Source organism: Streptomyces sp. NPDC027663, assembly GCF_055566415.1.
In genome coordinates this window covers 375825-398748 of sequence record NZ_JBVHSK010000002.1, presented here as the reverse complement: position 1 = coordinate 398748, position 22924 = coordinate 375825, and the positions used below count along the sequence as shown (strand labels likewise).

General features: G+C 70.7%; 21 protein-coding genes. 11 read left to right on the top strand and 10 right to left on the bottom strand.

Features of this window, described 5'->3' with window-relative positions; genetic code table 11:
• Nucleotides 1-47: 47 nt before the first annotated feature.
• The 3 genes from ACZ4SF_RS06645 to ACZ4SF_RS06635 form a co-directional block, all read right to left on the bottom strand.
• Nucleotides 48-2192, bottom strand: coding sequence for a SpoIIE family protein phosphatase (locus tag ACZ4SF_RS06645; RefSeq protein WP_468379133.1), 2145 nt, complete (start codon nucleotides 2190-2192; stop codon nucleotides 48-50).
• Between the two features lie 349 nt (nucleotides 2193-2541).
• On the bottom strand, nucleotides 2542-3231 hold the full coding sequence (gene fomD, locus ACZ4SF_RS06640; protein ID WP_468379130.1) for a cytidylyl-2-hydroxypropylphosphonate hydrolase: 690 nt from the start codon (nucleotides 3229-3231) through the stop codon (nucleotides 2542-2544).
• An 84-nt stretch (nucleotides 3232-3315) separates the two neighbouring features.
• A complete protein-coding gene (locus tag ACZ4SF_RS06635; RefSeq protein WP_468379127.1) occupies nucleotides 3316-4701 on the bottom strand; it encodes a class II fumarate hydratase in 1386 nt (461 codons plus the stop codon).
• 217 nt (nucleotides 4702-4918) lie between these two features.
• Here ACZ4SF_RS06635 and ACZ4SF_RS06630 point away from each other — a divergent pair, with 217 nt between their 5' ends.
• Nucleotides 4919-5296: a hypothetical protein gene (locus tag ACZ4SF_RS06630; RefSeq protein WP_468379124.1), complete on the top strand. Its 378-nt coding sequence runs from the start codon at nucleotides 4919-4921 to the stop codon at nucleotides 5294-5296.
• A 96-nt stretch (nucleotides 5297-5392) separates the two neighbouring features.
• Here ACZ4SF_RS06630 and ACZ4SF_RS06625 read toward each other — a convergent pair whose 3' ends face one another.
• Together ACZ4SF_RS06625 and ACZ4SF_RS06620 are read right to left on the bottom strand one after the other, a co-directional pair.
• Nucleotides 5393-6013, bottom strand: a complete 621-nt coding sequence (locus ACZ4SF_RS06625) for a cysteine hydrolase family protein (protein WP_468379122.1) — start codon at nucleotides 6011-6013, stop codon at nucleotides 5393-5395.
• A gap of 374 nt (nucleotides 6014-6387) precedes the next feature.
• Entirely contained in the window at nucleotides 6388-8058 is a 1671-nt protein-coding gene (locus tag ACZ4SF_RS06620; RefSeq protein WP_468379119.1) for a fumarate hydratase, read from the bottom strand.
• Nucleotides 8059-8203: 145 nt separating this feature from the next.
• Between ACZ4SF_RS06620 and ACZ4SF_RS06615 the strand changes: the two genes are divergently transcribed.
• Together ACZ4SF_RS06615 and ACZ4SF_RS06610 are read left to right on the top strand one after the other, a co-directional pair.
• The gene (locus ACZ4SF_RS06615) at nucleotides 8204-8914 is read left to right on the top strand and encodes a DUF1707 SHOCT-like domain-containing protein (protein WP_468379116.1); all 711 of its coding nucleotides are present in this window, start codon (nucleotides 8204-8206) and stop codon (nucleotides 8912-8914) included.
• A gap of 174 nt (nucleotides 8915-9088) precedes the next feature.
• The gene (locus tag ACZ4SF_RS06610; protein WP_468379113.1) at nucleotides 9089-9463 is read left to right on the top strand and encodes a WhiB family transcriptional regulator; all 375 of its coding nucleotides are present in this window, start codon (nucleotides 9089-9091) and stop codon (nucleotides 9461-9463) included.
• Nucleotides 9464-9661: 198 nt separating this feature from the next.
• Here the strand turns inward: ACZ4SF_RS06610 and glpX are convergent, their stop codons facing one another.
• Nucleotides 9662-10696 carry a class II fructose-bisphosphatase gene (glpX, locus tag ACZ4SF_RS06605; RefSeq protein WP_468379110.1) on the bottom strand — a complete coding sequence of 345 codons (1035 nt, stop codon included), beginning with the start codon at nucleotides 10694-10696 and terminating at the stop codon, nucleotides 9662-9664.
• Between the two features lie 128 nt (nucleotides 10697-10824).
• Here glpX and ACZ4SF_RS06600 point away from each other — a divergent pair, with 128 nt between their 5' ends.
• Complete coding sequence (locus ACZ4SF_RS06600; RefSeq protein ID WP_468379107.1) at nucleotides 10825-11352, top strand: DUF4245 domain-containing protein; 528 nt, start codon at nucleotides 10825-10827, stop codon at nucleotides 11350-11352.
• 168 nt (nucleotides 11353-11520) lie between these two features.
• On the opposite strand, the gene ACZ4SF_RS06595 is transcribed toward ACZ4SF_RS06600, so the two are convergent.
• From ACZ4SF_RS06595 to xseA, 3 genes are all read right to left on the bottom strand, one after another.
• The gene (locus tag ACZ4SF_RS06595) at nucleotides 11521-12111 is read right to left on the bottom strand and encodes a malonic semialdehyde reductase (RefSeq protein WP_468379104.1); all 591 of its coding nucleotides are present in this window, start codon (nucleotides 12109-12111) and stop codon (nucleotides 11521-11523) included.
• Between the two features lie 340 nt (nucleotides 12112-12451).
• Nucleotides 12452-12685: an exodeoxyribonuclease VII small subunit gene (locus tag ACZ4SF_RS06590; protein ID WP_468379102.1), complete on the bottom strand. Its 234-nt coding sequence runs from the start codon at nucleotides 12683-12685 to the stop codon at nucleotides 12452-12454.
• Nucleotides 12682-13890 carry an exodeoxyribonuclease VII large subunit gene (gene xseA, locus ACZ4SF_RS06585; RefSeq protein WP_468379099.1) on the bottom strand — a complete coding sequence of 403 codons (1209 nt, stop codon included), beginning with the start codon at nucleotides 13888-13890 and terminating at the stop codon, nucleotides 12682-12684. Before xseA ends, ACZ4SF_RS06590 begins: the two co-directional genes overlap by 4 nt.
• A gap of 373 nt (nucleotides 13891-14263) precedes the next feature.
• On the opposite strand from xseA, the gene ACZ4SF_RS06580 reads away from it, so the two are divergent.
• Both ACZ4SF_RS06580 and ppgK read left to right on the top strand, forming a co-directional pair.
• A complete protein-coding gene (locus tag ACZ4SF_RS06580; RefSeq protein WP_468379096.1) occupies nucleotides 14264-15271 on the top strand; it encodes a 4-hydroxy-3-methylbut-2-enyl diphosphate reductase in 1008 nt (335 codons plus the stop codon).
• Nucleotides 15272-15300: 29 nt separating this feature from the next.
• Nucleotides 15301-16047 (top strand): polyphosphate--glucose phosphotransferase, encoded by a 747-nt coding sequence (gene ppgK, locus ACZ4SF_RS06575; protein ID WP_468379093.1) that lies wholly within the window; start codon nucleotides 15301-15303, stop codon nucleotides 16045-16047.
• Nucleotides 16048-16325: 278 nt separating this feature from the next.
• Here the strand turns inward: ppgK and ACZ4SF_RS06570 are convergent, their stop codons facing one another.
• The gene (locus tag ACZ4SF_RS06570; protein WP_468379090.1) at nucleotides 16326-16880 is read right to left on the bottom strand and encodes a DUF6542 domain-containing protein; all 555 of its coding nucleotides are present in this window, start codon (nucleotides 16878-16880) and stop codon (nucleotides 16326-16328) included.
• A 185-nt stretch (nucleotides 16881-17065) separates the two neighbouring features.
• On the opposite strand from ACZ4SF_RS06570, the gene ychF reads away from it, so the two are divergent.
• The 5 genes from ychF to ACZ4SF_RS06545 all read left to right on the top strand — a co-directional run bounded on the left by ychF (nucleotide 17066) and on the right by ACZ4SF_RS06545 (nucleotide 22916).
• A complete protein-coding gene (gene ychF, locus ACZ4SF_RS06565) occupies nucleotides 17066-18154 on the top strand; it encodes a redox-regulated ATPase YchF (RefSeq protein WP_468379087.1) in 1089 nt (362 codons plus the stop codon).
• Between the two features lie 325 nt (nucleotides 18155-18479).
• Nucleotides 18480-19898, top strand: coding sequence for an ATP-binding protein (locus tag ACZ4SF_RS06560; RefSeq protein ID WP_468379084.1), 1419 nt, complete (start codon nucleotides 18480-18482; stop codon nucleotides 19896-19898).
• A 345-nt stretch (nucleotides 19899-20243) separates the two neighbouring features.
• A complete protein-coding gene (locus tag ACZ4SF_RS06555) occupies nucleotides 20244-20642 on the top strand; it encodes an Imm7 family immunity protein (protein ID WP_468379081.1) in 399 nt (132 codons plus the stop codon).
• Between the two features lie 206 nt (nucleotides 20643-20848).
• Nucleotides 20849-21604 (top strand): hypothetical protein, encoded by a 756-nt coding sequence (locus tag ACZ4SF_RS06550; protein ID WP_468379078.1) that lies wholly within the window; start codon nucleotides 20849-20851, stop codon nucleotides 21602-21604.
• The gene (locus tag ACZ4SF_RS06545) at nucleotides 21594-22916 is read left to right on the top strand and encodes a DUF1266 domain-containing protein (protein ID WP_468379076.1); all 1323 of its coding nucleotides are present in this window, start codon (nucleotides 21594-21596) and stop codon (nucleotides 22914-22916) included. The genes ACZ4SF_RS06550 and ACZ4SF_RS06545 overlap by 11 nt, the downstream gene beginning before the upstream one ends.
• Nucleotides 22917-22924 lie beyond the last annotated feature (8 nt).

Genomic DNA, 22924 nt, shown 5'->3' with positions numbered 1-22924 from the left:
CGGGGCGCGCAGGACGACGGCGTCGGCACGTCGCTCGCTCGGGGCGCTCAGCCCCGGTTCAGCTCGAACCAGACCACCTTGCCGGTGCTCAGCCGGGTCGCTCCCCAGCGCCGCGCCAGCCTGTTGACCAGGTACAGGCCCCGGCCGCCCTCGTCCGTGGCCCGCGCCTGTCTGAGGCGCGGCAGCTGCGGCACGTCGTCGCCGACCTCGCAGCGCAGCACATGGGTGCGCAGCAGCCGCAGGGTCACCGGCCGGGACGCGTACCGCACGGCGTTCGTCACGACCTCGCTGACCAGCAGCTCCACCGAGTCCGTCAGCTCCTCCAGGTCCCAGCGGGCCAGCGCCCGCCGGGCCAGCCGACGAGCCTGGCCGGGAGCCGCGTCCTCCGGCTCCAGCGTCCAGTACGCGACATCGCTCGGCGCGATCCCGTCGAACCGGGCCGCGAGCAGCGCGATGTCGTCGTCCCGGTCGCCCGGTCCGAGCATGTCCAGCACCTCGTCGCACAGCGCCTCGAGGGGCGGCGGATGGTCCGGGCCGGTCAGCTGGGCCGTCGCGGCGAGCTTCTCGCGCAGCTGCTCTATGCCGGTCCACACGTCCCGCAGCCGGGACTCCACCAGACCGTCGGTGTACAGCAGCAGGGTCGCCCCGGCGGGCGCGTCCAGCTCGACCGCCTCGAAGTCGACACCGCCGACACCGATCGGCGCACCCGGCGGCACCCGCAGCACCTCGGCCCGCCCGCCCAGATGCAGCAGCACGGGCGGCGGATGGCCGGCGTTGGCGATCGTGATGCGGTGCGTGACCGGGTCGTAGACGGCGTACAGGCAGGTCGCCATGCGGTCGCTGCCCAGGCGCTGCGCCTGCTCGTCCAGGTGGTGCAGCACTTCCTGCGGGGGCAGGTCGAGCCCGGCCAGGGTCTGCGCGGTCGTGCGCAGCTGCCCCATGATCGCCGCCGAGGTCATGGAGTGCCCCATGACGTCGCCGACGACCAGCGCCACCCGGCTGCCGGGCAGCGGGATCGCGTCGTACCAGTCGCCGCCGACCCGTGCGGTCTCCGCAGCCGGCAGATACCGGGAGGCCAGCCGGACACCGGTCGGGCGCGGCAGGGTCTCGGGCAGCATCGTGCGCTGCAGTTCGTCGGCGATGTAGGCCTCGCGGCCGTACAGCACCGCCTTGTCGATGCCGAGCGCGCTGTGCGTGGCCAGCTGGGCGGCGACCAGCAGGTCGTCCGCCTCGAACGCCGGCCGCTCCGGGCGGCGCAGGAACAGCGCCGCGCCGATCACCCGGCGCCGGCCGCGCAACGGCGCGAGGATCGCGTGCTGCCCGCCCGGTACGACCGCCTCGCCGCCCTCGCCCAGCAGCTCCGGCAGCGCGGCCCGGGCGGCGGGCGCGTCGGCGAACACCGGCCGCACCCCGCGCAGCACCTCGTTCAGCGCGCCGCCCGGCCGCACCTCGCACAACTCGGTGGTGAGCGACGACAGCTCCGCCAGCGCGGTCGGCTCCGGCTCCGGGTCGAACGCCGGCGGCAGCAGCACCCCTTCGGTGTCCCGTTCCTCCGGTATCCGGTCCGTGCGGCGCAGCCGCAGCACCACCGGCCCGGTGGGCCGCTCGTCGCCCACCGGCAGCGGGTCGCGCAGATAGACCAGGATCGCGTCCGAGAACGTCGGCACGGTGGCCCGGCACAGCCCCATCACGATCTCGTCCAGGTCGAGCCCGCGGGCGATCCGCCGGGTGGCCGCGCCCACGAACCTGAGCCGGTCCCCGTCACGCCGCATGGGCATCGGACGCCCCGGCGGCAGTCCCCGCCCGGTACGGCGCTCCTGACCGCCCGAGGCCCGCTCCGGCTCCGCACCGGGCTGCGCCGGGATGCCCTCCGGAGCGGGGCGCGGGCGGTGGTCACCCACGCTCGCGTTCCCCCTCGCGGGAGGTCCACCCATCGGGTCGTCGGTGGCGGGCTGGGAGTGCTCGGGGCCGTTGACTGGGGGCTCCTTCCCCTTGCCGTCCTTTCCCTTGCCACAGGGCGTGGCCGTGCCCGGGCCCGAGGGGGTTCCCTCGGACCGGGCCTGCGCGGGTAAGGCCGGGTTGCCGAGCTGTTTCGGGGTACGCAGGAGCGCCCCGCGGGCCTCCGCGGGGTCGACGCCCGGCTGGGGGCGTTCGAAGGAGGTGGGCTGCTCCGTCACGCGTGTCGCATCCATCCGTCCGGGGCTGCGCACCGGGTACGCCGAGCGCGCAGTTGGTCCCGCCGAAATCCCGATACCCGCAATACGTGTCCCAGGAACGGAATTCCCGCGTGGTCAGGGGTTGTTCCTGTGTCGTTCGCAGAGCCGCCGCCGTCCGCGGTGGTACCGCCCTCGTACGCCTCGCTCACGTGCTGCCGCCCCTCGGTGACGATCGGTCAAGCTCGGTGCATGATCCGCAAGTTGCGCTGACGCTCCCCTTCGGCACCCGACCACCACCCCTCAACGACGGTGCCGTGCACCGGCCTTGTTCGTATGATTGCGGAGGACGATCCTACGTTTCTTGCCTGGGGGCGCATCAAGGGTCTCATGAGGACACGTGCGCGGGCGTACGGTCCCAGTCCTCGGGGAGAGAAGGTACCGCCCAGGACGGGTCCGGGCGCCAGTGCGGCCAGCCGTCCGAGAACGGCGGCCCCCAGGAACGGATCACCTCGACCGCCTCCCGCCCGGCCGCCCGCACCCGTTCGGCGGTCGCCGCGTCCATCAGCCCGTCCCGCTGGGCCTGAGCGAACTCGTCCTCGTCCCGCCAGTGCCAACTGCGGTCCGGGTGCACGGAGATGTCCAGGAAGTGGTCCTCGGAATCCACCCCGCCCGCCCAACGGGTCAACGGCTGCTCCAGGTTGACGTACCAGTTCTTGAACTGCCAGCCCGGATCCCAGAACAGCCACACCGACCAGGGCAGACCGGGCTGGGCCAGCTTCAGTACGCCCGTGCCGAACCAGCGGTCCCGCTGGACCGTGCGCGGCTTGGTGTAGCGGGACTCCAGCGGCTCCAGGTGCACGGGCGTACCGTCGGTCAGGACCGGCTTCACGCACTCGGTGCCGGGGGCCAGCCACACCGCGAGGACATCTGCGTCGTCGCGTACGACGGTGACGGGCCGGGCGATGTGGACGTGTTCGCCCCCGTTCTCGCGGTAGCGCCACAGGATCTGCGTCCCCGGGGTCCAGTGCGCCGCAGGTCCCGCCGTCACTCGTGTCACCGCTCCGTCGTCCGTCATGCACAGATATTAGGTGCCGCAGTCGTAGGACGCTGCGGCACCCGTCACGGTTGTACGGCGGTGGCCGGAAAGGTTCGCTCGCAGTTACGGACGCGTCATCCGCAGGACGTCCAGCGCCTCGTCGAGCTGCTCCAGTGTCAGGTCGCCGCGCTCCACGTAGCCGCCCTCCAGGACGACTTCGCGGATCGTCTTCCGTTCGGCGAGGGACTTCTTGGCGACCTTCGCGGCCTCCTCGTAACCGATGTACTTGTTCAGCGGGGTCACCACGGACGGCGACGACTCGGCGTACTCGCGGGTGCGTTCGCGGTCGGCGGTGATGCCGTCGACGGTCCGGTCGGCCAGCAGCCGCGAGACGTTGGCGAGCAGCCGGACCGACTCCAGCACGTTCTTGGCGATGACCGGCAGCATCACGTTCAGCTCGAAGTTGCCGGCCGCGCCAGCGGTGGTGATGGTGGCGTCGTTCCCGATGACCTGGGCGGCGACCATCAGCACGGCCTCGGGCACGACCGGGTTGACCTTCCCCGGCATGATCGACGAGCCGGGCTGGAGGTCGGGCAGCCGGATCTCGGCGAGGCCGGTGCGCGGCCCGGACGACATCCACCGCAGATCGTTCGCGATCTTCGTCAGGCCCACCGCGATGGTCCGCAGCTGCCCGCTGGTCTCCACGATGCCGTCCCGGGCGCCCTGCGCCTCGAAGTGATCGCGGGCCTCGGTGAGCGGCAGCCCGGTGGCCCGGGCGACCTCCTCGATGACGGCGGCCGAGAACCCGGGCGGGGTGTTGATGCCGGTGCCGACCGCCGTGCCGCCCAGCGGCAGCTCGGCCAGCCGCGGCAGGGAGGCCCTGAGGCGCTCGATGCCGTACCGCACCTGGGCGGCGTACCCGCCGAACTCCTGGCCCAGCGTCACCGGCGTCGCGTCCATCAGGTGCGTACGCCCCGACTTCACCACGTCGGCGAACTCCCCGGCCTTGCGCTCCAGGGACGCGGCGAGGTGCTCCAGGGCCGGGACCAGGTCGTGGGTGACGGCAGCGGTGGCGGCGATGTGGATCGAGGACGGGAAGACGTCGTTGGACGACTGCGAGGCGTTGACGTGGTCGTTGGGGTGCACGTCCCGGCCGAGCCGCTCGGTCGCCAGCGTCGCCAGGACCTCGTTGGTGTTCATGTTGGACGAGGTCCCGGAGCCCGTCTGGAACACGTCCACCGGGAAGTGCTCGTCCCACCGGCCCGCGGCGACCTCCCCGGCCGCCTCCTGGATCGCGTTCGCGACGTCCTTGTCCAGCACACCCAGCTCGGCGTTCACCTTCGCCGCCGCCGCTTTGATGCGGGCCAGCGCCTCGATGTGCGCCCGCTCGATCCGCTGCCCGGAGACGGGGAAGTTCTCGACGGCGCGCTGGGTCTGCGCCCGCCACTTGGCGTGGGCCGGGACCCGGACCTCGCCCATGGAGTCGTGCTCGATGCGGTATTCACTCATGCCGGTATCAGCGGTCAGGGCGCCGGGGATGTTCCGGACCCTGGGCCGCACGGGCGGGAGCCCGGGTGCCCGCTGCTGCATTGGCATGACCGGAGTCACCGGGTCGGGGGACCGCACCTCCGCCTGACGAGCCGGACATCCCGGATAAGTGTGACTATCAACTCATGGTGACAGGGCGGCTCCGGGCCGTCATCGCGGCTTACAGGAGGACAAACCGGTGAACCTCACTCTGAAGCGCCTGCTCGGCGCCACCGCGGCGGTGGCCACGGGCGCCACGGTCCTGTTCGGTACCGGCGCCGGCGCGGCCGACGCCGCCGGCCGCGCACACCGCGCGTACTGCGACCGCGCCGAACGGCCCATATGGACCGGCGACGACCCCAGCCGCAACATGACCGCCCACGGCTGCAGCCTGCCGGACGACGAGCGCCGCTGGTACACCGTCGAGATCGACACCCTCGTGGAGCCCCACTACAAGACGGGATACCTGAACGGAGGGGTCGGCCGGACCGAGACCCTGCACGACAGGACCATCAGGTGTCTCGGCTACACCTCCGACGACGACACCGTGAACTGGTTCGGCTGCCTACCCCGCTGACCCCACCGTCACGCGGCCACTTCGATCCACCGCGGCCGGCGCCACAGTCGTCCAGGCTGCCCTGGGCGGTACCGCCGCGTTGAGCCGTTCGCGGGTTCAGCCCGCCAGCGTGTGGACGAGTTCCGCCGTGGTGACGATGGCGTGGGCGTAGGTGGGGCCGTTCAGCTCGTGTGCGGCGCGCATCATGTCGGCGCTGTACGCGGCGGTCGCGTCGGTGACGAGAGTGACGTGGTAGCCGAGCTCCATCGCGAAGCGGCCCGTCGACTCGATGCAGGTGTTGGCGAGCAGTCCGATCAGGACGACGTGCGTGATGCCGTGCTGCTTGAGTCGGAAGTCCAGATCGGTGTTGGCGAAGCCGCTCTGTGCCCAGTGCTCCTTGACCAGCAGATCTCCCAGCTGCGGCTGGAAGTCCGGGTGGAACTCGCCTCCCCAGCTGCCGCGGGCGAAGGTCTGCAGCCGTTGCACCTTGCGCTGACTGGGATTGGGGTGGTCCCAGCCGACGTAGTCGCCCCTTTCCCAGCGCCGGTGCGGGACGAAGGCCACCGTCAGGCGGGCTGTGCGCGCGGCGTCCATGACCGTGCGCAGGTTGCGCAGCAGACCCACTTCCCCGGCCACCGGCGCCACGCGCGGCCACAGCTTTCCGCCCTCGGAGAGGAAGTCGTTGTAGGGATCCACCAGCAGTACTGCAGTGCGGCTGGGGTCATAACGGTCCGTCATGACGGCGGCCTCCCGGACGGATGACGTGCGCCATCCACTATGCGCCCCTGCCCGGCGCACAGACCTGTGGCTCGCCGACCACCTCGATCCCGGCTCAGCCCGGACCGGGACCTCGGACCGGGACCTCGGACCGGGACCTCGGACCGGGACCTCGGACCGGGACCTCGGACCGGGACCTCGGACTATGAACCGCAGCGACACAGCAGCCTCCCGGGCTACGCGGATTGCACGGACTTCTGCGCACGGACCCTTCCGATGCTGCCGCGCCGGCGTCACTGCCCTTCGAGCCACAGGAGCGGGGGACTGTAGCGCCGCCCATGGACAGCAGCAGACCCCCCGGCGACGCCGAGGGGTCTGTGAGGCTCTCAGGGGACTCAGGCCAGGCCAGGACCCCGCACCGGGATGCTGGTGAACGTCGGCTGGGGGGCCGGGTCCAGGAAGAAGTCGTTGCCCTTGTCGTCCACCACGATGAACGCCGGGAAGTCCTCGACCTCGATCTTCCAGACGGCCTCCATGCCCAGCTCCTCGTACTCCAGGACCTCGACCTTCTTGATGCAGTCCTGGGCGAGGCGCGCGGCCGGGCCGCCGATGGAGCCGAGGTAGAAGCCGCCGTGGGTGCCGCACGCGTCGGTGACCTGCTTGCTGCGGTTGCCCTTGGCGAGCATCACCTTCGAGCCGCCCGCGGCCTGGAACTGCTCCACGTAGGAGTCCATGCGGCCGGCCGTGGTCGGGCCGAAGGAACCGGAGGCGTAGCCCTCGGGGGTCTTCGCCGGGCCCGCGTAGTACACGGGGTGGTCCTTCAGGTACTGCGGCATCTCCTCGCCCGCGTCCAGCCGCTCCTTGATCTTGGCGTGCGCGATGTCGCGGGCCACGACCAGCGGACCGGTCAGGGACAGACGGGTCTTGACCGGGTACTTCGCCAGCTCGGCGAGGATCGTGTCCATCGGCTGGTTGAGGTCGATCTTGACGACGTCGCCGTCCGACTCGAGATGCTCGTCGGTCGTCTCCGGCAGGAAGCGCGCCGGGTCCGTCTCCAGCTGCTCGAGGAAGACGCCCTCGGCGGTGATCTTCGCGACGGCCTGGCGGTCGGCGGAGCAGGAGACGGCGATGGCGACCGGGCAGGACGCGCCGTGGCGGGGCAGGCGGATCACGCGGACGTCGTGGCAGAAGTACTTGCCGCCGAACTGCGCGCCGATGCCGATCTTCTGGGTCAGCTCGAAGACCTTCTCCTCCAGCTCCGTGTCCCGGAAGCCGTGGCCCAGCGGCGAGCCCTCGGTGGGGGCGTTGTCCAGGTAGTGCGCGGAGGCGTACTTGGCGGTCTTCAGCGCGTACTCGGCGCTGGTGCCGCCGACGACGATCGCCAGGTGGTAGGGCGGGCAGGCGGCCGTACCGAGCGAGCGGATCTTCTCCTCCAGGAACTTCATCATGGAGGCCTCGTTCAGGACGGCCTTCGTCTCCTGGTAGAGGAACGACTTGTTGGCGCTGCCGCCGCCCTTGGCCATGAAGAGGAACTTGTAGGCGCCGCCGTCGGTGGCGTACAGCTCGATCTGGGCCGGCAGGTTGGAACCGGTGTTCTTCTCCTCCCACATGGTGAGGGGAGCCATCTGCGAGTAGCGCAGGTTGAGCTTGGTGTAGGCGTCGTAGATGCCGTGCGAGAGGTGCTTCTCGTCCTCGCCGGCCGTCAGCACGTTCTGCCCGCGCTTGCCCATGACGATCGCCGTGCCGGTGTCCTGGCACATCGGCAGCACGCCGGCCGCCGCGATGTTCGCGTTCTTCAGCAGGTCCAGGGCGACGAACTTGTCGTTGCTCGAGGCCTCGGGGTCGTCGATGATGCGGCGCAGCTGGGCGAGGTGGGCCGGGCGCAGGTAGTGCTGGATGTCGTGGATGGCCTCCGCGGCGAGTTCGCGCAGTGCCTCCGGCTCCACCTTGAGGAACGTCCGCCCGTCGGGCCCCTCGACCGTGGAGACGCCCTCGGACGTCACCAGTCGGTAGGGGGTGGTGTCCTCTCCCTGGGGGAGCAGATCGGTGTACGCGAACTCAGGCATCGCAGCCCATTCCTCACTCGACAGACAGCGGCCGCCTCCATTGGCGGGCGCCCACCAGCGTAGAACCTGGCGACCCGGCCGAGCTTGTGAGGTAAGGCTCAGTTGGGGGTGTCGCGATCTATCGTGTTTGGGTACGCTGACTGTCGTGGACCTTCAGAAGCAGACCGCACCCACTCCGGCAGCCGAACTGCGGGCCTCGGACGCCGACCGCGACCGGGTCGCCGACATACTCCGCGAGGCCCTGGCCGAGGGCCGGCTGACCGCCGACGAGCACGCCGAGCGCGTGGAGGGCGTGCTGCACGCCAAGACGGTGGGGGAGCTGGAGGTCTTCATCCGCGACCTGCCCGCTGCCCACCGGCGCCCGGCCGCACCCGCCTACCAGCCGGTCCCGCCCCGTCCCAGCCCGGGCGCGGTCCCGGCGGAGGCCGACGCCAACGTGGTGGCGGTGTTCAGCAGTGCCGTGCGCCGGGGTCGCTGGCGCGCCGGGCGCCGGCTGCACGCGTACGCGGTCTTCGGCAGCGTCGAGATCGACCTCAGCGAGGCGATCTTCGAGTACCAGCAAGTGGTGATCAAGGCGGTCTCCGTCTTCGGTGACGTCCAGATCCGCGTGCCGGAGAACATCTCGCTGCGCGGCACCGGGGGCGGGGTGCTCGGCAACTTCGAGGTGAGTCCGCTGGACTCGGTCGACTCCGACGCGCCGGTGGTCTATGTCGACGGCTGGGCCGTCTTCGGCAACGTGGAGGCGCGGCCCAGGCGGGGCAGGACCGTGGCGGACATCCTGGAGCGCGTGCAGGACAAGCTGGACCGCGCCCAGGACAAGGTCGACCGGAAGCTGCGCAAACACCTGAGCCATTGACGGTCGCGAATCCACGGGCCATCGGAGGGGCCGGATCCGCCGATGACGCCGGTGCGGGGGCGTGAACGACTTGCCGCACGCCTGCGGTTGGGAACTCTGTGCATAGGAGCGCGCACAGCGGGTAGGCCTTGCTGCATCGTCTCTCGCTCGCGAAGCCGTCGTCAGGAGTAGACCGTGCCGCAACCGCCGCATTCGTCCCTGCAGGTAGCTGCCGTTCCGGCCCAGCGGGGGCCAGCGCGAGACAGGGAGCAAGACGCACCCTGGCACACCGAGGCGGTGTGCCGGCGCGACGAGGCCGGGCTGTTCTTCGCCCCGTCGAAGGAGCCGACCGCCGCCCGGCTGTCCCGCGAGGAGGCGGCCAAGCGCGTCTGCTCCGGCTGTCCGGTCATGGTCGAGTGTCGCGAACACGCCCTCCTCCAGCCCGAGCCGTACGGCGTCTGGGGCGGCCTCACGGCAGCCGAACGCCGTGTGGTCCTCGCGCGGCGCCGCAGGCGCGAAATGGAACTGCAGAAGGCGGCGAGGGCGGCGGCGAACCGCATAGCCGGCTAGGACGTGTGACGAAGGGCGCCCTCTCCGCACAGAGGGCGCCCTTTTCGTCGCCGGGGAACGGCGCACCGCTACGGGCGCGGGAGCTACGCACCGCAAGGGGTGCGGGGAGCTACGCACCGCAAGGGGTGCGGGGAGCTGCGCGACGAGTCGCGGGCGACCCGCACCGTCCGGCGGACGCGCAGCCCCCGGGGGCCGGTGCTACTTGGCCCGGTCGAAGTCGATCGCGCTGTAGGCCCGCAGCTTCCTCAGCCGGTGCTCGGAGTCGATCCTCCGCACGGTCCCCGACTTGGACCGCATCACGATCGACTCGGTCAGCGCGGTCTCCGACCGGTACCGGACGCCTCGCAGCAGCTCGCCGTCGGTGATACCGGTGGCGACGAAGAACACGTTCTCGCCGGACACCAGGTCGTCCGTGGTGAGCACGCGGTCCAGGTCGTGTCCGGCGTCGATGGCCCGCTGCCGCTCCTCGTCGTCCTTGGGCCACAGCTTGCCCTGGATCGTTCCGCCGAGGCACTTCACGGCGCAGGCCGAGATGATGCCCTCGGGGGTGCCGCCGATGCCGAGCAGCAGGTCGACACCGGTGCCCTCACGCAGCGCGTACACCGAGCCGGCGACATCGCCGTCGGAGATCAGCTTGATGCGCGCGCCGGCCTCCCGGACCTCCCGGATCAGGCCCTCGTGCCGCGGCCGGTCCAGGATGACGACGGTGACGTCCTCCGGCGAGGACCGCTTGGCCTTGGCGATCCGCCGGATGTTCACCGAGACGGGCGCGTTGATGTCGACGAAGTCCGCCGCTTCCGGACCCGTGACCAGCTTGTCCATGTAGAACACGGCGGACGGGTCGAACATGGCCCCGCGCTCGGCGGCGGCGAGCACGGCGATCGCGTTCGGCATGCCCTTGGCCGTCAGCGTGGTGCCGTCGATCGGGTCGACGGCGATGTCCACCTCGGGACCGGTGCCGTCACCCACCTGCTCTCCGTTGAAGAGCATCGGGGCCTCGTCCTTCTCGCCCTCGCCGATGACGACCACGCCGTTCATCGAGACGGTGGAGACGAGGGTCCGCATGGCGCGCACCGCGGCACCGTCGGCGCCGTTCTTGTCGCCGCGCCCCACCCAGCGGCCCGCAGCCATCGCGGCGGCTTCGGTCACCCGGACGAGTTCCAGGGCGAGGTTACGGTCGGGAGCCTCTGAGGGAACATCGAGCTCGGACGGCAAATGATGATTTTCGGTCATCGGAGCGCACCTTTCTGATACGACGACGGCCGGATGAGGGTATTGGACCCTGACTCTATCGCCGAGCAGACAAAATGAGCAGGGGACCCCACGGATGAGCGCTTGGGGCACCTGCGACGATAGGGGGCGTGGCAGGTTCGAACGGCAAGCAGAAGACGGCCCGGGACATGATCCTCTCCCTGGCCCTGATCGGCATCGCGGCGGCGGTCGTCTATTTCCTCTCCATCCCGCACGACGATCACGCTCCCGACCTCAAGCGGGTCGACTACGGGGTCGAGCTGGTCACCGCCAGGCGGGCGGTGAGCTATCCCGTGGCTGCGCCCGAGGGCCTGCCGAGTACCTGGAAAGCGACCTCCGTACGCTTCCAGGGCGAGAACTCCGACCGCTGGCACCTCGGCTTCCAGACCCCGGCCGACCAGTACGTGCAGGTCGAGCAGTCCACGCAGAAGCGCTCCGAATTCATCGACCAGGCCAGCCAGGGCGGGAAGCCGACCAAGCGGACCGAGAAGATCGACGGCCGTACGTGGACCCGCTACACCGGCGGCCGCTACGACGCCCTGGTCCTGCAGGACACCCCCGGCTCCACCACGGTGGTGGCGGGCACCGGCTCCTACGAGGAGCTGACGGTCATGGTGGCGGCACTGAAGCTGAAGTGACCGCGCGAGCTGGCGTGGCTGTGCGTGGACGTGACCGCGTGCTGAAGTGGCCGGGCGTGCGGACGTGACCGTCCGTCGTGTGCGACGGTGACCGTACGTGAAGAGGCCCCCGGCGGTGCCGGGGGCCTCTTCACGTGTACGGGTTCGCGCGTACCTGCTGCTCGACCGTCAGACGGTGGTGACGACGTCCTCGTAGGCCAGGCGCGGCGAGCGCGGGAACCAGGCGTCCTCGCCCGGCTTGCCGATGTTGACGACCATCAGCGGGGTGTGGTCGTCGTCCAGGAACTCCTTGCGGACACCCTCGAAGTCGAGACCGGTCATCGGGCCGGCGGCGAGACCGGCGGCGCGGACGCCGATGATGAAGTACGCGGCCTGGAGCGCGGCGTTCAGCGCGGCGGCGCCCTCCCGGGCCGGACGCTCGCTGAAGAACACGTCCTTGGCCTGCGGGAAGTGCGGGAAGAGGGCCGGCAGCTCCTCGTGGAACTCGTTGTCCGCGGACAGGATCGCGACCAGCGGGGCGGCGGCGGTCTTGGGCTGGTTGCCCTCGGCCATGTGCCGGACCAGGCGCTCCCGGGCCTCGGCGGAGCGGACCAGGGTGATGCGCAGCGGGGACTGGTTGAAGGCGGTGGGGCCGTACTTGACCAGGTCGTAGATGGCCTGGACCTGCTCGTCGGTCACCGGCTCGTCGCTGAAGGTGTTCGCGGTGCGGGCCTCGCGGAACAGCAGGTCCTGGGCGGCGGGGTCAAGAACGAGAGACATGCGTGAACTTCCTTGGGGTGCCTCGGTCCGACGTACCGGACCATGGTCCGGATCGGCTGACGACACCGACCCTACGGCAGGTGAAGTTCAACCTTCAACCAATGCCGGGGTGTGGTGACGGGCTTCACAGGCCCACGACCGGGTGCCTACGGGCCCGCGTCCACGCCTCGGTGCCGACGGCTGGGTGCCTACGGGCCCATTTCTGGGCGCCGGTGCCTGCGGTCGGTGCCTACGGGCCGGTGCCTGTGGCTGGTGCCTTGAGGCCAGTGCCTACGGGCCGGGCCGGTGTCTGTGGCCGGTGCCCACGGGCCGGTGCGGGCCGGCACCTGCGCGTCGGTGCCTACGCGCCGGCCTGCCCCTCGTCCTCGTCCTCCTCCTCGGCCAGCGCCGCGTCCAGCCGGGCCCGCGCCCCCTCCAGCCAGTGCCGGCACACCTTGGCCAGCTCCTCGCCGCGTTCCCACAGCGCCAGGGACTCCTCCAGCGTCGTGCCGCCGGCTTCCAGCCGCCGTACGACCTCGATCAGCTCGTCCCGCGCCTGCTCGTACGAGAGCGCCTCGTCCACCTTGCTCGTCATTCGCCCACCTTCACCGTGAATTCACCGCCGGCGACGCGGGCGCGCAGCTCCTCGCCCGCCGTCACCTCGTCCGGATCGCGCACCACGTGCCCGTCGGCCCTTTGCAGCACCGCGTAGCCGCGCTGGAGCGTCGCCGCGGGGGAGAGGGCCACCACGCGCGCGTGCGTGTGCGTCAGCTCCGAGTCCGCGCGGTCCAGCAGATGCCCCAGCGTGCGGCGGCTGCGGTCGAGCAGCGAAGCCACCTGGTCCGCGCGCTCGTCGATCATCCGGTGCGGATCCTCTATCGAGGGCCGCGCCAGCGCATGCGCCAGCCCGCGCTCCTCCCGCTCCAGGAACGCGTTCATGCAGCGCCGCGTGCGGTCCCGCAGCATCCGCACCCGCTCCAGTTCCTCGCCCACGTCCGGGACGACCTTCTTGGCCGCGTCCGTCGGCGTGGATGCACGCAGGTCCGCGACGTGGTCCAGCAGCGGATTGTCCGGCTCGTGCCCGATCGCGGACACCACGGGCGTACGGCACTCGGCCACTGCCCTCACCAGCTGCTCGTCCGAGAAGGGCAGCAGGTCCTCGACGCTGCCGCCGCCGCGCGCGACGACGATCACGTCCACTTCGTCGATCGCGTCGAGTTCCTTGACGGCCTGTACGACCTGCGGGACGGCGTGCACGCCCTGCACGGCCACGTTGCGCACCTCGAAACGGACGGCGGGCCAGCGGTGCCGGGCGTTCTCCAGCACGTCACGCTCCGCGGCGGAGGCCCGGCCGCACACCAGCCCGATCAGCTGCGGCAGGAACGGCAGCGGCTTCTTCCGCTCGGGGGAGAACAACCCCTCGGCAGCGAGCGCCTTCTTCAGCTGCTCCAGCCGGGCCAGCAGCTCACCGACGCCGACGGGCCTCATCTCGGCGGCGCGCAGGGAGAGCTGACCGCGGGGGGCGTACCACTCGGGCTTCGCCAGTACGACCACCCGGGCGCCCTCGCCGACGACGTCCGCGACCGCGTCGAAGACCTGGCGGTAGCAGGTCACGCTGACGGAGATGTCGTACGAGGGGTCGCGCAGCGTCAGGAACACGACGCCCGCGCCGGGGCGGCGCGACAGCTGGGTGATCTGCCCCTCGACCCACACCGCCCCGAGCCGGTCGATCCAGCCCCCGATCATCCGGGACACCTCACCGACGGGGAGCGGGGCCTCGGGGGACGTGTTGACAGCCATGCGGCGAGCCTAACGGCCGGGACCGACAGTCCGGCCACGCGCCGTTGAGCCACGGCCGGTTTCCGGCTGGGGCGCGTCGTGACCGGTCGCGCCATCCGCCGCGCCCCGTCGGGGCTGCCCGGCGCCCAGGCCGCTCAGCTACTCGCCCGAGCCGCTCAGCTACTCGCCCGAGCCGCTCAGCTACTCGCCCGAGCGCCTCAGCTACTCGCCCGAGTCGCTCACACACTCGCCCGAGCCGCTCAGCTGCTCGACCGGCTCCGGCGCCGGTCACGGAAGCCGTCATTCCGGTGCTGCGGACGCGGGCACCGATCTTCCCGTGCAGCGATCGGCGTGCGATCCCTGCGCCGCCGGACGCACCCTTACGATGGGACGCATGACCGCTTCGCCTGGCCGCCGTGTCCTGCTCGCCGCCCCCCGGGGCTACTGCGCCGGTGTGGACCGCGCCGTGATCGCCGTCGAGAAGGCCCTGGAGCAGTACGGGGCCCCGATCTACGTCCGGCACGAGATCGTCCACAACAAGTACGTCGTGCAGACCCTGGAGAAGAAGGGCGCCATCTTCGTCGAGCGCACGGAGGAGGTGCCGCCCGGCAACATCGTCATGTTCTCCGCGCACGGCGTCGCCCCCGTCGTCCACGAGGAGGCCAGGCAGGGCCGCCTCGCCACCATCGACGCCACCTGCCCGCTGGTCACCAAGGTCCACAAGGAAGCCGTCCGCTACGCAGGCGAGGACTACGACATCCTCCTGATCGGCCACGAGGGCCACGAGGAGGTCATCGGCACCTCCGGCGAGGCCCCCGACCACATCCAGCTGGTCGACGGCCCCGGCGATGTCGCCAAGGTCGAGGTCCGCGACCCCTCCAAGGTCGTCTGGCTCTCCCAGACCACCCTCTCCGTCGACGAGACCATGGAGACCGTCGACGCACTGAAGACCAAGTTCCCCGGGCTCGTCTCCCCGCCCAGCGACGACATCTGCTACGCCACGCAGAACCGGCAGCTCGCAGTCAAGCAGATGGGCGCCGAGGCCGAGCTGGTCATCGTCGTCGGCTCGCGCAACTCCTCCAACTCCAAGCGGCTCGTCGAGGTCGCCAAGCTGGCCGGCGCCCGCGAGGCCTACCTGGTGGACTTCGCCGACGAGATCGACGAGGCCTGGCTGGAGGGCGTCACCACGGTCGGCGTCACCTCCGGCGCCTCCGTGCCCGAGGTGCTCGTCGAGCAGGTCCTGGAGTGGCTCGCCGAGCGCGGCTACGCGGACGTGGAGCTCGTCAAGGCCGCCGAGGAGTCCATCACCTTCTCGCTGCCCAAGGAACTGCGCCGTGACCTGCGCGAGGAGGCCGCCGCCCTGGTGGCCCAGCGCGGTGGGTCCGGTACGCCCGAGGCGTGACTGTCGGTCGCCCGTCGTAACGTGGAGCCATGCAGATCTTCGGTGTGGACATCGGCGGATCCGGGATCAAGGGCGCCCCTGTGGACCTGGCCCGGGGCGACCTGGCGCAGGAGCGCTGCAAGGTGCTCACCCCGCATCCGGCGACCCCCGACGGCGTGGCCGACGGGGTCAAGCAGGTGATCGACCACTTCGGCTGGACCGGCCCGGTCGGGCTGACCTTCCCCGGGGTGGTCACGGGCGGGGCCATGGTGCGAACGGCGGCGAACGTCGACCCGGGCTGGATCGACACGGACGCGCGCGCGTTGTTCAGCGGCAGACTCGGCGGCCTCCCGGTGACCGTGACCAATGACGCGGACGCGGCGGGCGTCGCCGAGATGCGGTTCGGCGCCGGCCAGGGCCGCCGGGGCACGGTCGTCCTGCTCACCTTCGGCACCGGCATCGGCAGCGCCGTCTTCGTGGACGGCGTCCTGCTCCCCAACACGGAACTGGGCCACCTGGAGCTGAACGGCCACGATGCGGAGAAGCGTGCCTCCAGCAAGGCCAAGGACGACCACGAGCTGAGCTGGCAGCAGTGGGCCCACCGCGTGCAGAAGTATCTGGCGCACGTGGAGATGCTGTTCTCGCCGGAGCTGTTCATCGTCGGCGGCGGAGTCAGCCGCAAGGCGGAGAAGTTCCTGCACTTCATCGAGGGCATCAAGGCCGAGATCGTCCCCGCGCAGCTCCAGAACAACGCGGGGATCGTGGGAGCGGCGATGAGAGCGGCCGAGAAGGCGTAGCCGCCCCAGGGCCAGGGCCAGGGCCAGGGCCAGGGCCAGGGCCAGGGCCAGGGCCAGGGCCGAGCGCCAGCCACGCCGGGGGCATCCGCCTCCCGGCACCCCCGGCTCGTGGCGCGCTGGGCGCCTGGCACCTTCGGCTCGTGTCGTCCTGGGCGCCTGGCACCTTCGGCTCGTGGCGCGCTGGGCGCCTGGCACCTCGGCTCGTGGCGCGCTGTGCGCCTGGCACCCCGGCTCCCGGCGTCCTGGGCTTCTGGCGCCCGGCTCCTCGGCCCGCCCGCTCAGCTCCGCCGCTGCTGTCGGCGTACCCACTGCACCCGGCGTACGAGCACGATCACCCCCGCGGCGAGCGTGCCCCCGTACAGCCAGCCCGCCTGTGTGGCCAGCCCGGTGAACAGTCCCATCAGCCGGCCGGCGAGCCCTGCGCTGTCGTCGGCCACGGGCAGCAGCCCCGCCGCGAACGCGATCGGCACGACCACGGGCGCGGTCAGCACGTCCCCGGGGCGCACCCACAGCGCTGTCAGCACGCACACCGGCAGGAACAGCACCCCGTACACCGTCAGGGAGGCCCCGAAGAGCAGCTGGTCCAGGAAGCCGAGCAGGCACATCGCCAGGATGCAGAACAGCCCGCTGCCGAGTCCGGTGAGCCGCGGGTTCGGCAGGCGTCCGGCCGCTCCCGGGGGCTGCGCGGCCCGGCCCGCACGCGCAAGACGAGCCGCCCCCGGTGCGGCCCTGCGCTCCCCGCCCGGCCGGCGCCGGGTCTGTGGCGGCAGCGGGGTGGGCGGTGTGCCGCGCCGCGGTCCGTCGTTCGGGGGTCGCGATCTGTGTTGCTCCATCGGACCAACTTAGGTCTGTTTATGTGCCCAATCGGCCCTCAGACACGCCGAGGCGGAGAGCTCGGCCGGGCGTTCGACGCTTCCGTGAGCCACGGGCGGGGGACGCCGTAAACTGGTGGATCGGCCAGTGTCGGTCTCTGGCCCCCTGGCAGCCCCTGGCCCACTCATCTACGGGAAGTCGCAACGTGTCGCTCACGATCGGAATCGTCGGCCTGCCCAACGTCGGCAAGTCGACCCTGTTCAACGCCCTGACCAAGAACGACGTGCTGGCGGCCAACTACCCGTTCGCCACGATCGAGCCGAACGTCGGCGTCGTCGGTGTCCCCGACGCCCGCCTGGCCAAGCTGGCCTCGATCTTCAAGTCGGAGCGCATCCTCCCGGCCACGGTCGACTTCGTCGACATCGCCGGCATCGTGCGCGGTGCCTCCGAGGGCGAGGGCCTCGGCAACAAGTTCCTCGCGAACATCCGCGAGTCCGACGCGATCTGCCAGGTCATCCGCGCCTTCAAGGACGAGAACGTCGTCCACGTGGACGGCAAGGTCTCGCCGAAGGACGACATCGAGACGATCAACACCGAGCTGATCCTCGCCGACCTCCAGACCATCGAGAAGGTCCTGCCGCGCCTCCAGAAGGAGTCCCGGATCAAGAAGGACATCGCGCCCAAGGTCAAGGCGGTCGAGGAGGCCAAGGAGATCCTGGAGAAGGGCGACACGCTCTTCGCGCACGGCATCGTCCAGGGCACCGAGCGCAACGAGCTGCTGCACGACCTGCACCTGCTCACCACCAAGCCCTTCCTCTACGTCTTCAACGTCGACGAGGACGAGCTGACCGACGAGGAATTCAAGAACGAGCAGCGTGCCCTGGTCGCCCCTGCCGAGGCGATCTTCCTCAACGCCAAGCTGGAGTCCGACCTCGCCGAGCTGGACGAGGAGGAGGCGCTGGAGCTGCTGGAGTCCGTCGGTCAGCACGAGCCGGGACTCGCCACCCTCGCCCGCGTCGGCTTCGACACCCTCGGCCTGCAGACCTACCTGACGGCCGGTCCCAAGGAGTCCCGCGCCTGGACGATCAAGAAGGGCGCCACCGCCCCCGAGGCCGCCGGCGTCATCCACACCGACTTCCAGAAGGGCTTCATCAAGGCCGAGGTCGTTTCCTTCGCCGACCTGGTCGAGACCGGCTCGGTGGCCGAGGCCCGCGCCAAGGGCAAGGCCCGCATGGAAGGCAAGGACTACGTCATGCAGGACGGCGACGTGGTGGAGTTCCGCTTCAACGTGTAGCGGGCGCTGCATCATCACAGTGCTGATCTGGCAAACACGCAGGTCAGGAGGGTCCGACTCTTCGGAGTCGGACCCTTTGTCTTTTCTCGTGCTGGGATGGTGCTGGGATAGCTGACCCCTCGTCACCTGTCATCATCCCTGGTCATCCGTACCGTGCTGGGATCGTGCCGGGATGTCAGGGGGACGCCGGTACTGGGTCGCGCACTGTCCAGTGCCTGGCAGCAGGAGTGCACGGACCAGCACCCTGAGCGACAGCTGTAAGAGTGCCCTACTAACGTCAATGTTGCTAACATTGACGTTAGTATCACGGTGGAGGTCGGCAGGCGTGGTGGACTTTGTAGGCCGTCGGCAGGAACTGGCGACATTGGAGCGAGAGCTGCAGAAAGTCGCGGCAGGGGTTGGCGGGGAGCGGCCCGGTCGGTGCGTGATGTTGCGCGGGCGGCGCCGAGTGGGCAAGTCGCGACTGGTCGAGCGGTTTGCGGAGCACTCCGGAGCCCCGTTCCTGTTCTACGCGGCGACTGGTGCGTCCCCCAGGGATGATCTGGCTCGGCTGGCTCGGGATGCCCAGGCATCGACGCTGCCGTTGGCGGGGCTGGTGGCCGCCGCGCGGCCGGAGAGTTGGGATGCCGCGTTCGACGTGCTGGCTGCGGCTCTGCCCGCTGACCGGGCGAGCGTGCTGGTCATCGATGAAGTGCCGTACCTGATGGATACCGATGGCGCTTTTGAGGGGATGCTGCAGCGGGCCTGGGATCGGGTGCTGGAAACGAAGCCGGTGCTGCTGGTCCTCATCGGCTCCGATCTGTCGATGATGGAGGCACTGAACAGCTACGGGCGACCCTTCCATCAGCGCGGCCGGGAGATGGTGCTGGGACCACTCAACCCCGCCGAGGTGGGACAGATGCTTGGGCTGGATCCGGCGGAAGCTTTCGACGCTGCGCTGGTCACCGGCGGGCTGCCGCTGATCTGCGCTGAGTGGCCGCGCGGCGCAGGGTTGTGGGACTTCCTCGGCGAGGCGTTGAGTGATCCGGTCTCGGCCCTGCTCGTGTCGGCCGAGCGTTCGCTGGCTGCCGAGTTCCCCCCGCAGGCCCAGGCGCGTACGGTGCTGGCGGCTATCGGTAGTGGCGAGCGGACCTTCACCAACATCGCCCGTGCAGCCGGCGGGATCGGGGCCACGCCGCTGCAGCGAGCTCTGGAGCTGCTTACGGACAAACGGATCGTCGCTGGGGAGCTGCCTGTGTCGCTGCGTCCGTCGAAGGATCGCCGCTACCGGGTGACAGATCCCTACCTGCGGTTTTGGCTGCACTTGCTCGGCCCGTCCATGGAAGAGATCGAGCGGGGGCGGGGCGATCTGACCCTGGCGCGCATCCGGGAGAACTGGACCAGCTGGCGCGGCCGGGCGATCGAGCCGCTCATCCGCGAGGCGCTTGCCCGGATACTGCCCGACGGCCGACTGCCCGCAGCCTCCGCGGTGGGCGGCTACTGGACCCGGACCAACGACGTCGAAATCGACATCGTCGGGGCGGACCGCGCCCCCATTGCCAAGGAGCTGCTCTTCGTAGGCTCCATCAAGTGGCTCGAGCAGTCGCCCTTCGACCGGCACGACCTGGCCGCCCTCCATCGACACCGGGCCGCCCTCACCGACGAACCCGTTCCCGTCGTGGCGGTCTCGCGCAGCGGAGTCGACTGTCCGGGGCTCGACGCCGCCTACGACCCCGGCCACTTGCTGGCAGCCTGGCCGCTGTGAGTGGCGAATAGCAGGCGAGGCAAGGGATTTGGGGCGCGATAAGGCTGAAAGGGCGTCGCGGAGAAGTCCCTTGAACCTCGATCTGCTGCTAACGCTGTTGTGTAATGTTGGCGGTCCCGAGCCTTCTCGTATTTTGTCGCGAATCCCGTGCTGGGATGGTGCTGGGATGGCTTCGCATTCCCGCAGGTCAGACAAGTTGTGGTGGAGTTCCGCTTCAACGTGTGACCTGTTCGCTACTTCGCTACTGTGCGTTAGGGCTTCAACGTGCGGTCATAGGGGTCGGTGCACCAGCAGGGATTCACGGCGTCGAGCCGGTGATCGACACGACTTCGCCGGAGTGAGGGCATGTACGAGTTCCATGGCTGGTTCGGTATCTCCGAGGACCCGGACGAGGACGACTCGCAGTCTCTGAGGGCGGGCGTCGAGGAGCTGCGTGCGCGGATCGACGCGGTCCAGTGGTCCTCCAGCTGCAAGGTCGCGCTCGACGTGTTCAACGGGCTGGACGTCGTCACGGCCACCGGCCACACGAACCACGTCGGCTACGAGGCCGGAGAGCTGGACGAACTGGTGGCGTACGTCGCACGCCGCTTTCCCGGCGCGTGGGGGCTGCTCTACGACCGCTCCGACGACGGCGACATCCCGAACGCCGACAACGCGTTCCGGGTGCGCGTCGTACGCAGGGGGACCGTCGAGGAGCGCCTGGATCCGTTCCTCTCGCCGTGCAACCCGGTGATCGAGGACTGAGCCCTGCGGGGGCCGCCGGGCAGCCGTCGGTGCCTCGGGATCCGGCCGGGGCCGGTCGTCGTCGGCCGCTGCCGGTGCGCGGGTGCGGGTGCGGAAGCCGGGCGGCGGAGTCGTCCAGGGGTGCCGGTCCGTCTCCGCCGGACGGGGGAGGAGGATGATCCCCCGGGCTGAGGCGTGGGGGCGCCGCAGCGACAAATGTGGATCGCATGCTCAGGAAGACACCTGCGGACGTACCGCGCCGGGCCGTCCGGGTCGTACCGCGCCGGGCCGTCCGGGCCGTACCGCGCCGGGCCGTCCGCGCCGCCTACGCCGTACCGTTGATCACGCTGCCCTCGGGATTGTGGCGGATCGCTCTGGTCGCCGGGCTCCCGGTGGCCTCGGAGCCGGTGCGCACGGGCTGGGGCGTGGCGTACGTCCTGGTCCTGACGGCGGTCACGGAGGGGCTCGCCCTGCTGACGCTCGGCCTGGTGCGGCCGTGGAGTGAGGTCGTGCCGCGCTGGGTCCCGCTGATCGGCGGCCGGCCGGTACGCCCCCTCGCGGTGGTGGTCCCGGCGCTCGTCGGGGCGTTCCTGCTGTGCGCCCTGAGCCTTCTGGTCGGCTTCGTCCAGGGCGGCAATCTGGCGGACGGCGCACTCACCGACACCAGGGCGCAGACGGTCCTCCTCCTCGTCTGCTACACCCCGCTGCTCGCCTGGGCTCCCCTCCTCGCGGTGTCGGCGATCGCATATCACCGGCGGCGCGCTGCACCGACTCCCACGCCGGAAGGGCTGCCACCGGAACGGCTGGTCGGTGGAGGAGGTCACGTCCGCCGCCCTGACGTCGCGCCGTGCGGGGGTCGTAGAGTGGCCGCAGCCAAGATCGTCAACACGGGGGCACGTGGTGTTCGGCAGTCGGAAACGGGCGGCGCGGTACGAGCAGAGTGGAGAAGGGGAGGAGCCGGCGGAGCAGTACGTGGTCGGTGAGCTGGACGATCACGACGAGGCGCTGCCGAGCGTTCCCGCACCCGCCGAGCCGGGAACCTGGCAGGCGCCCGACGAGCTCGAACAGCATCTGTACGCGCTGCTCGTCCGCCATGCCACGACCGAGTGGGCGGACGCGGAGGCCGAGGAAGAGGGCCGGGGCGACATGCAGCTCGCCTACCTGGAGGCACTCGCCGCCGACCTCGTATACGTGCCGTTCCGCCGCGAGGAGACCTCGCCCGAGCCCGGCGAGCGCACCTTCCACGTCCACGACACCGCCGTCGGACGGCTCGTCGCCGTCTACACCCGCGGTCTGCTGCCCCGCCCCCACCCGCACCTGGTCTACGAGTCGTACACCCTGCGCGACCTCGCCGACGACCTGCCCGACGACGTCGCGGGCATCGCCGTCAACAACCAGACGCCGTGCCCGATGCTCATGTCGGCCGACGCCGAGGAGCGGCAGGTGTGGCGGGCGCTGCACAACGAGCACTGGGAACCCGACGGCGGCGCCGACCGGCTCGTCACCCGGCGCACCGGCGCCCCGCCCCTCGGCCCGCTCCTGCACGGCCTGGCCCTCGGTGCCCAGATGTGCTTCGTCAACGGCGAGGCCTGGAACAACCCGCACTACCATGGTCTCGGCCTGTCCATCGAGCACGAGCGGCTCGCCAAGTGGTGGGGCGTCACCGACCGGGCGCAATGGCAGGAGACCCAGCGCAGGCTCCTCGACCGTGAGGTCACCCCCTGGTACTGGGAGTTCGTCCTCGACGCACGGAACGCACTCGCCCACCGGCACACGAACGGGCGGTTGCAGGCCGTCGACGCCACCGCGTGGCGCGAATGCGTCGAGCTGACGCTGCGCGAGCGCGCCGCGCGGGCGCCGGAGGAGATCGGCCCGGACTGGGAGGAGTTCGTCGGGCACGTCGTGGGCCTGGTCGGCAAGGTGCTGCGCTACGAGGCCCGGTTCCGCGCCGACGGGCTGCTCACGCCGGACGCCGCGGTGGGCTCGGTCGCCGCCTGGGACATCGGCCGCGCCTCGATGATGGCGCGCTGGGGCCATGGCGCCCGCTTCGCCACACGCTCCGAGATGCGCGAGGCCGTCGTCGAGGCGAGCGGCGCCGCACAGTCCGCCCACACCTCGTGGCCGGATTTCTCCGCCGGCTACGCACTCGGCCGGTGCCTGCACTTCGACGACGAGGAGTTCGGCGGCTGGTACCAGGAGATGCTGGCGGCCCACCGGGCCCTGGCCGCCCACCCGGACAGCCCCTGGAACACGGTCCCCTTCCACCTGCCCCAGGGCGCGGCCCTGGGGGGCTAGCGCACTCT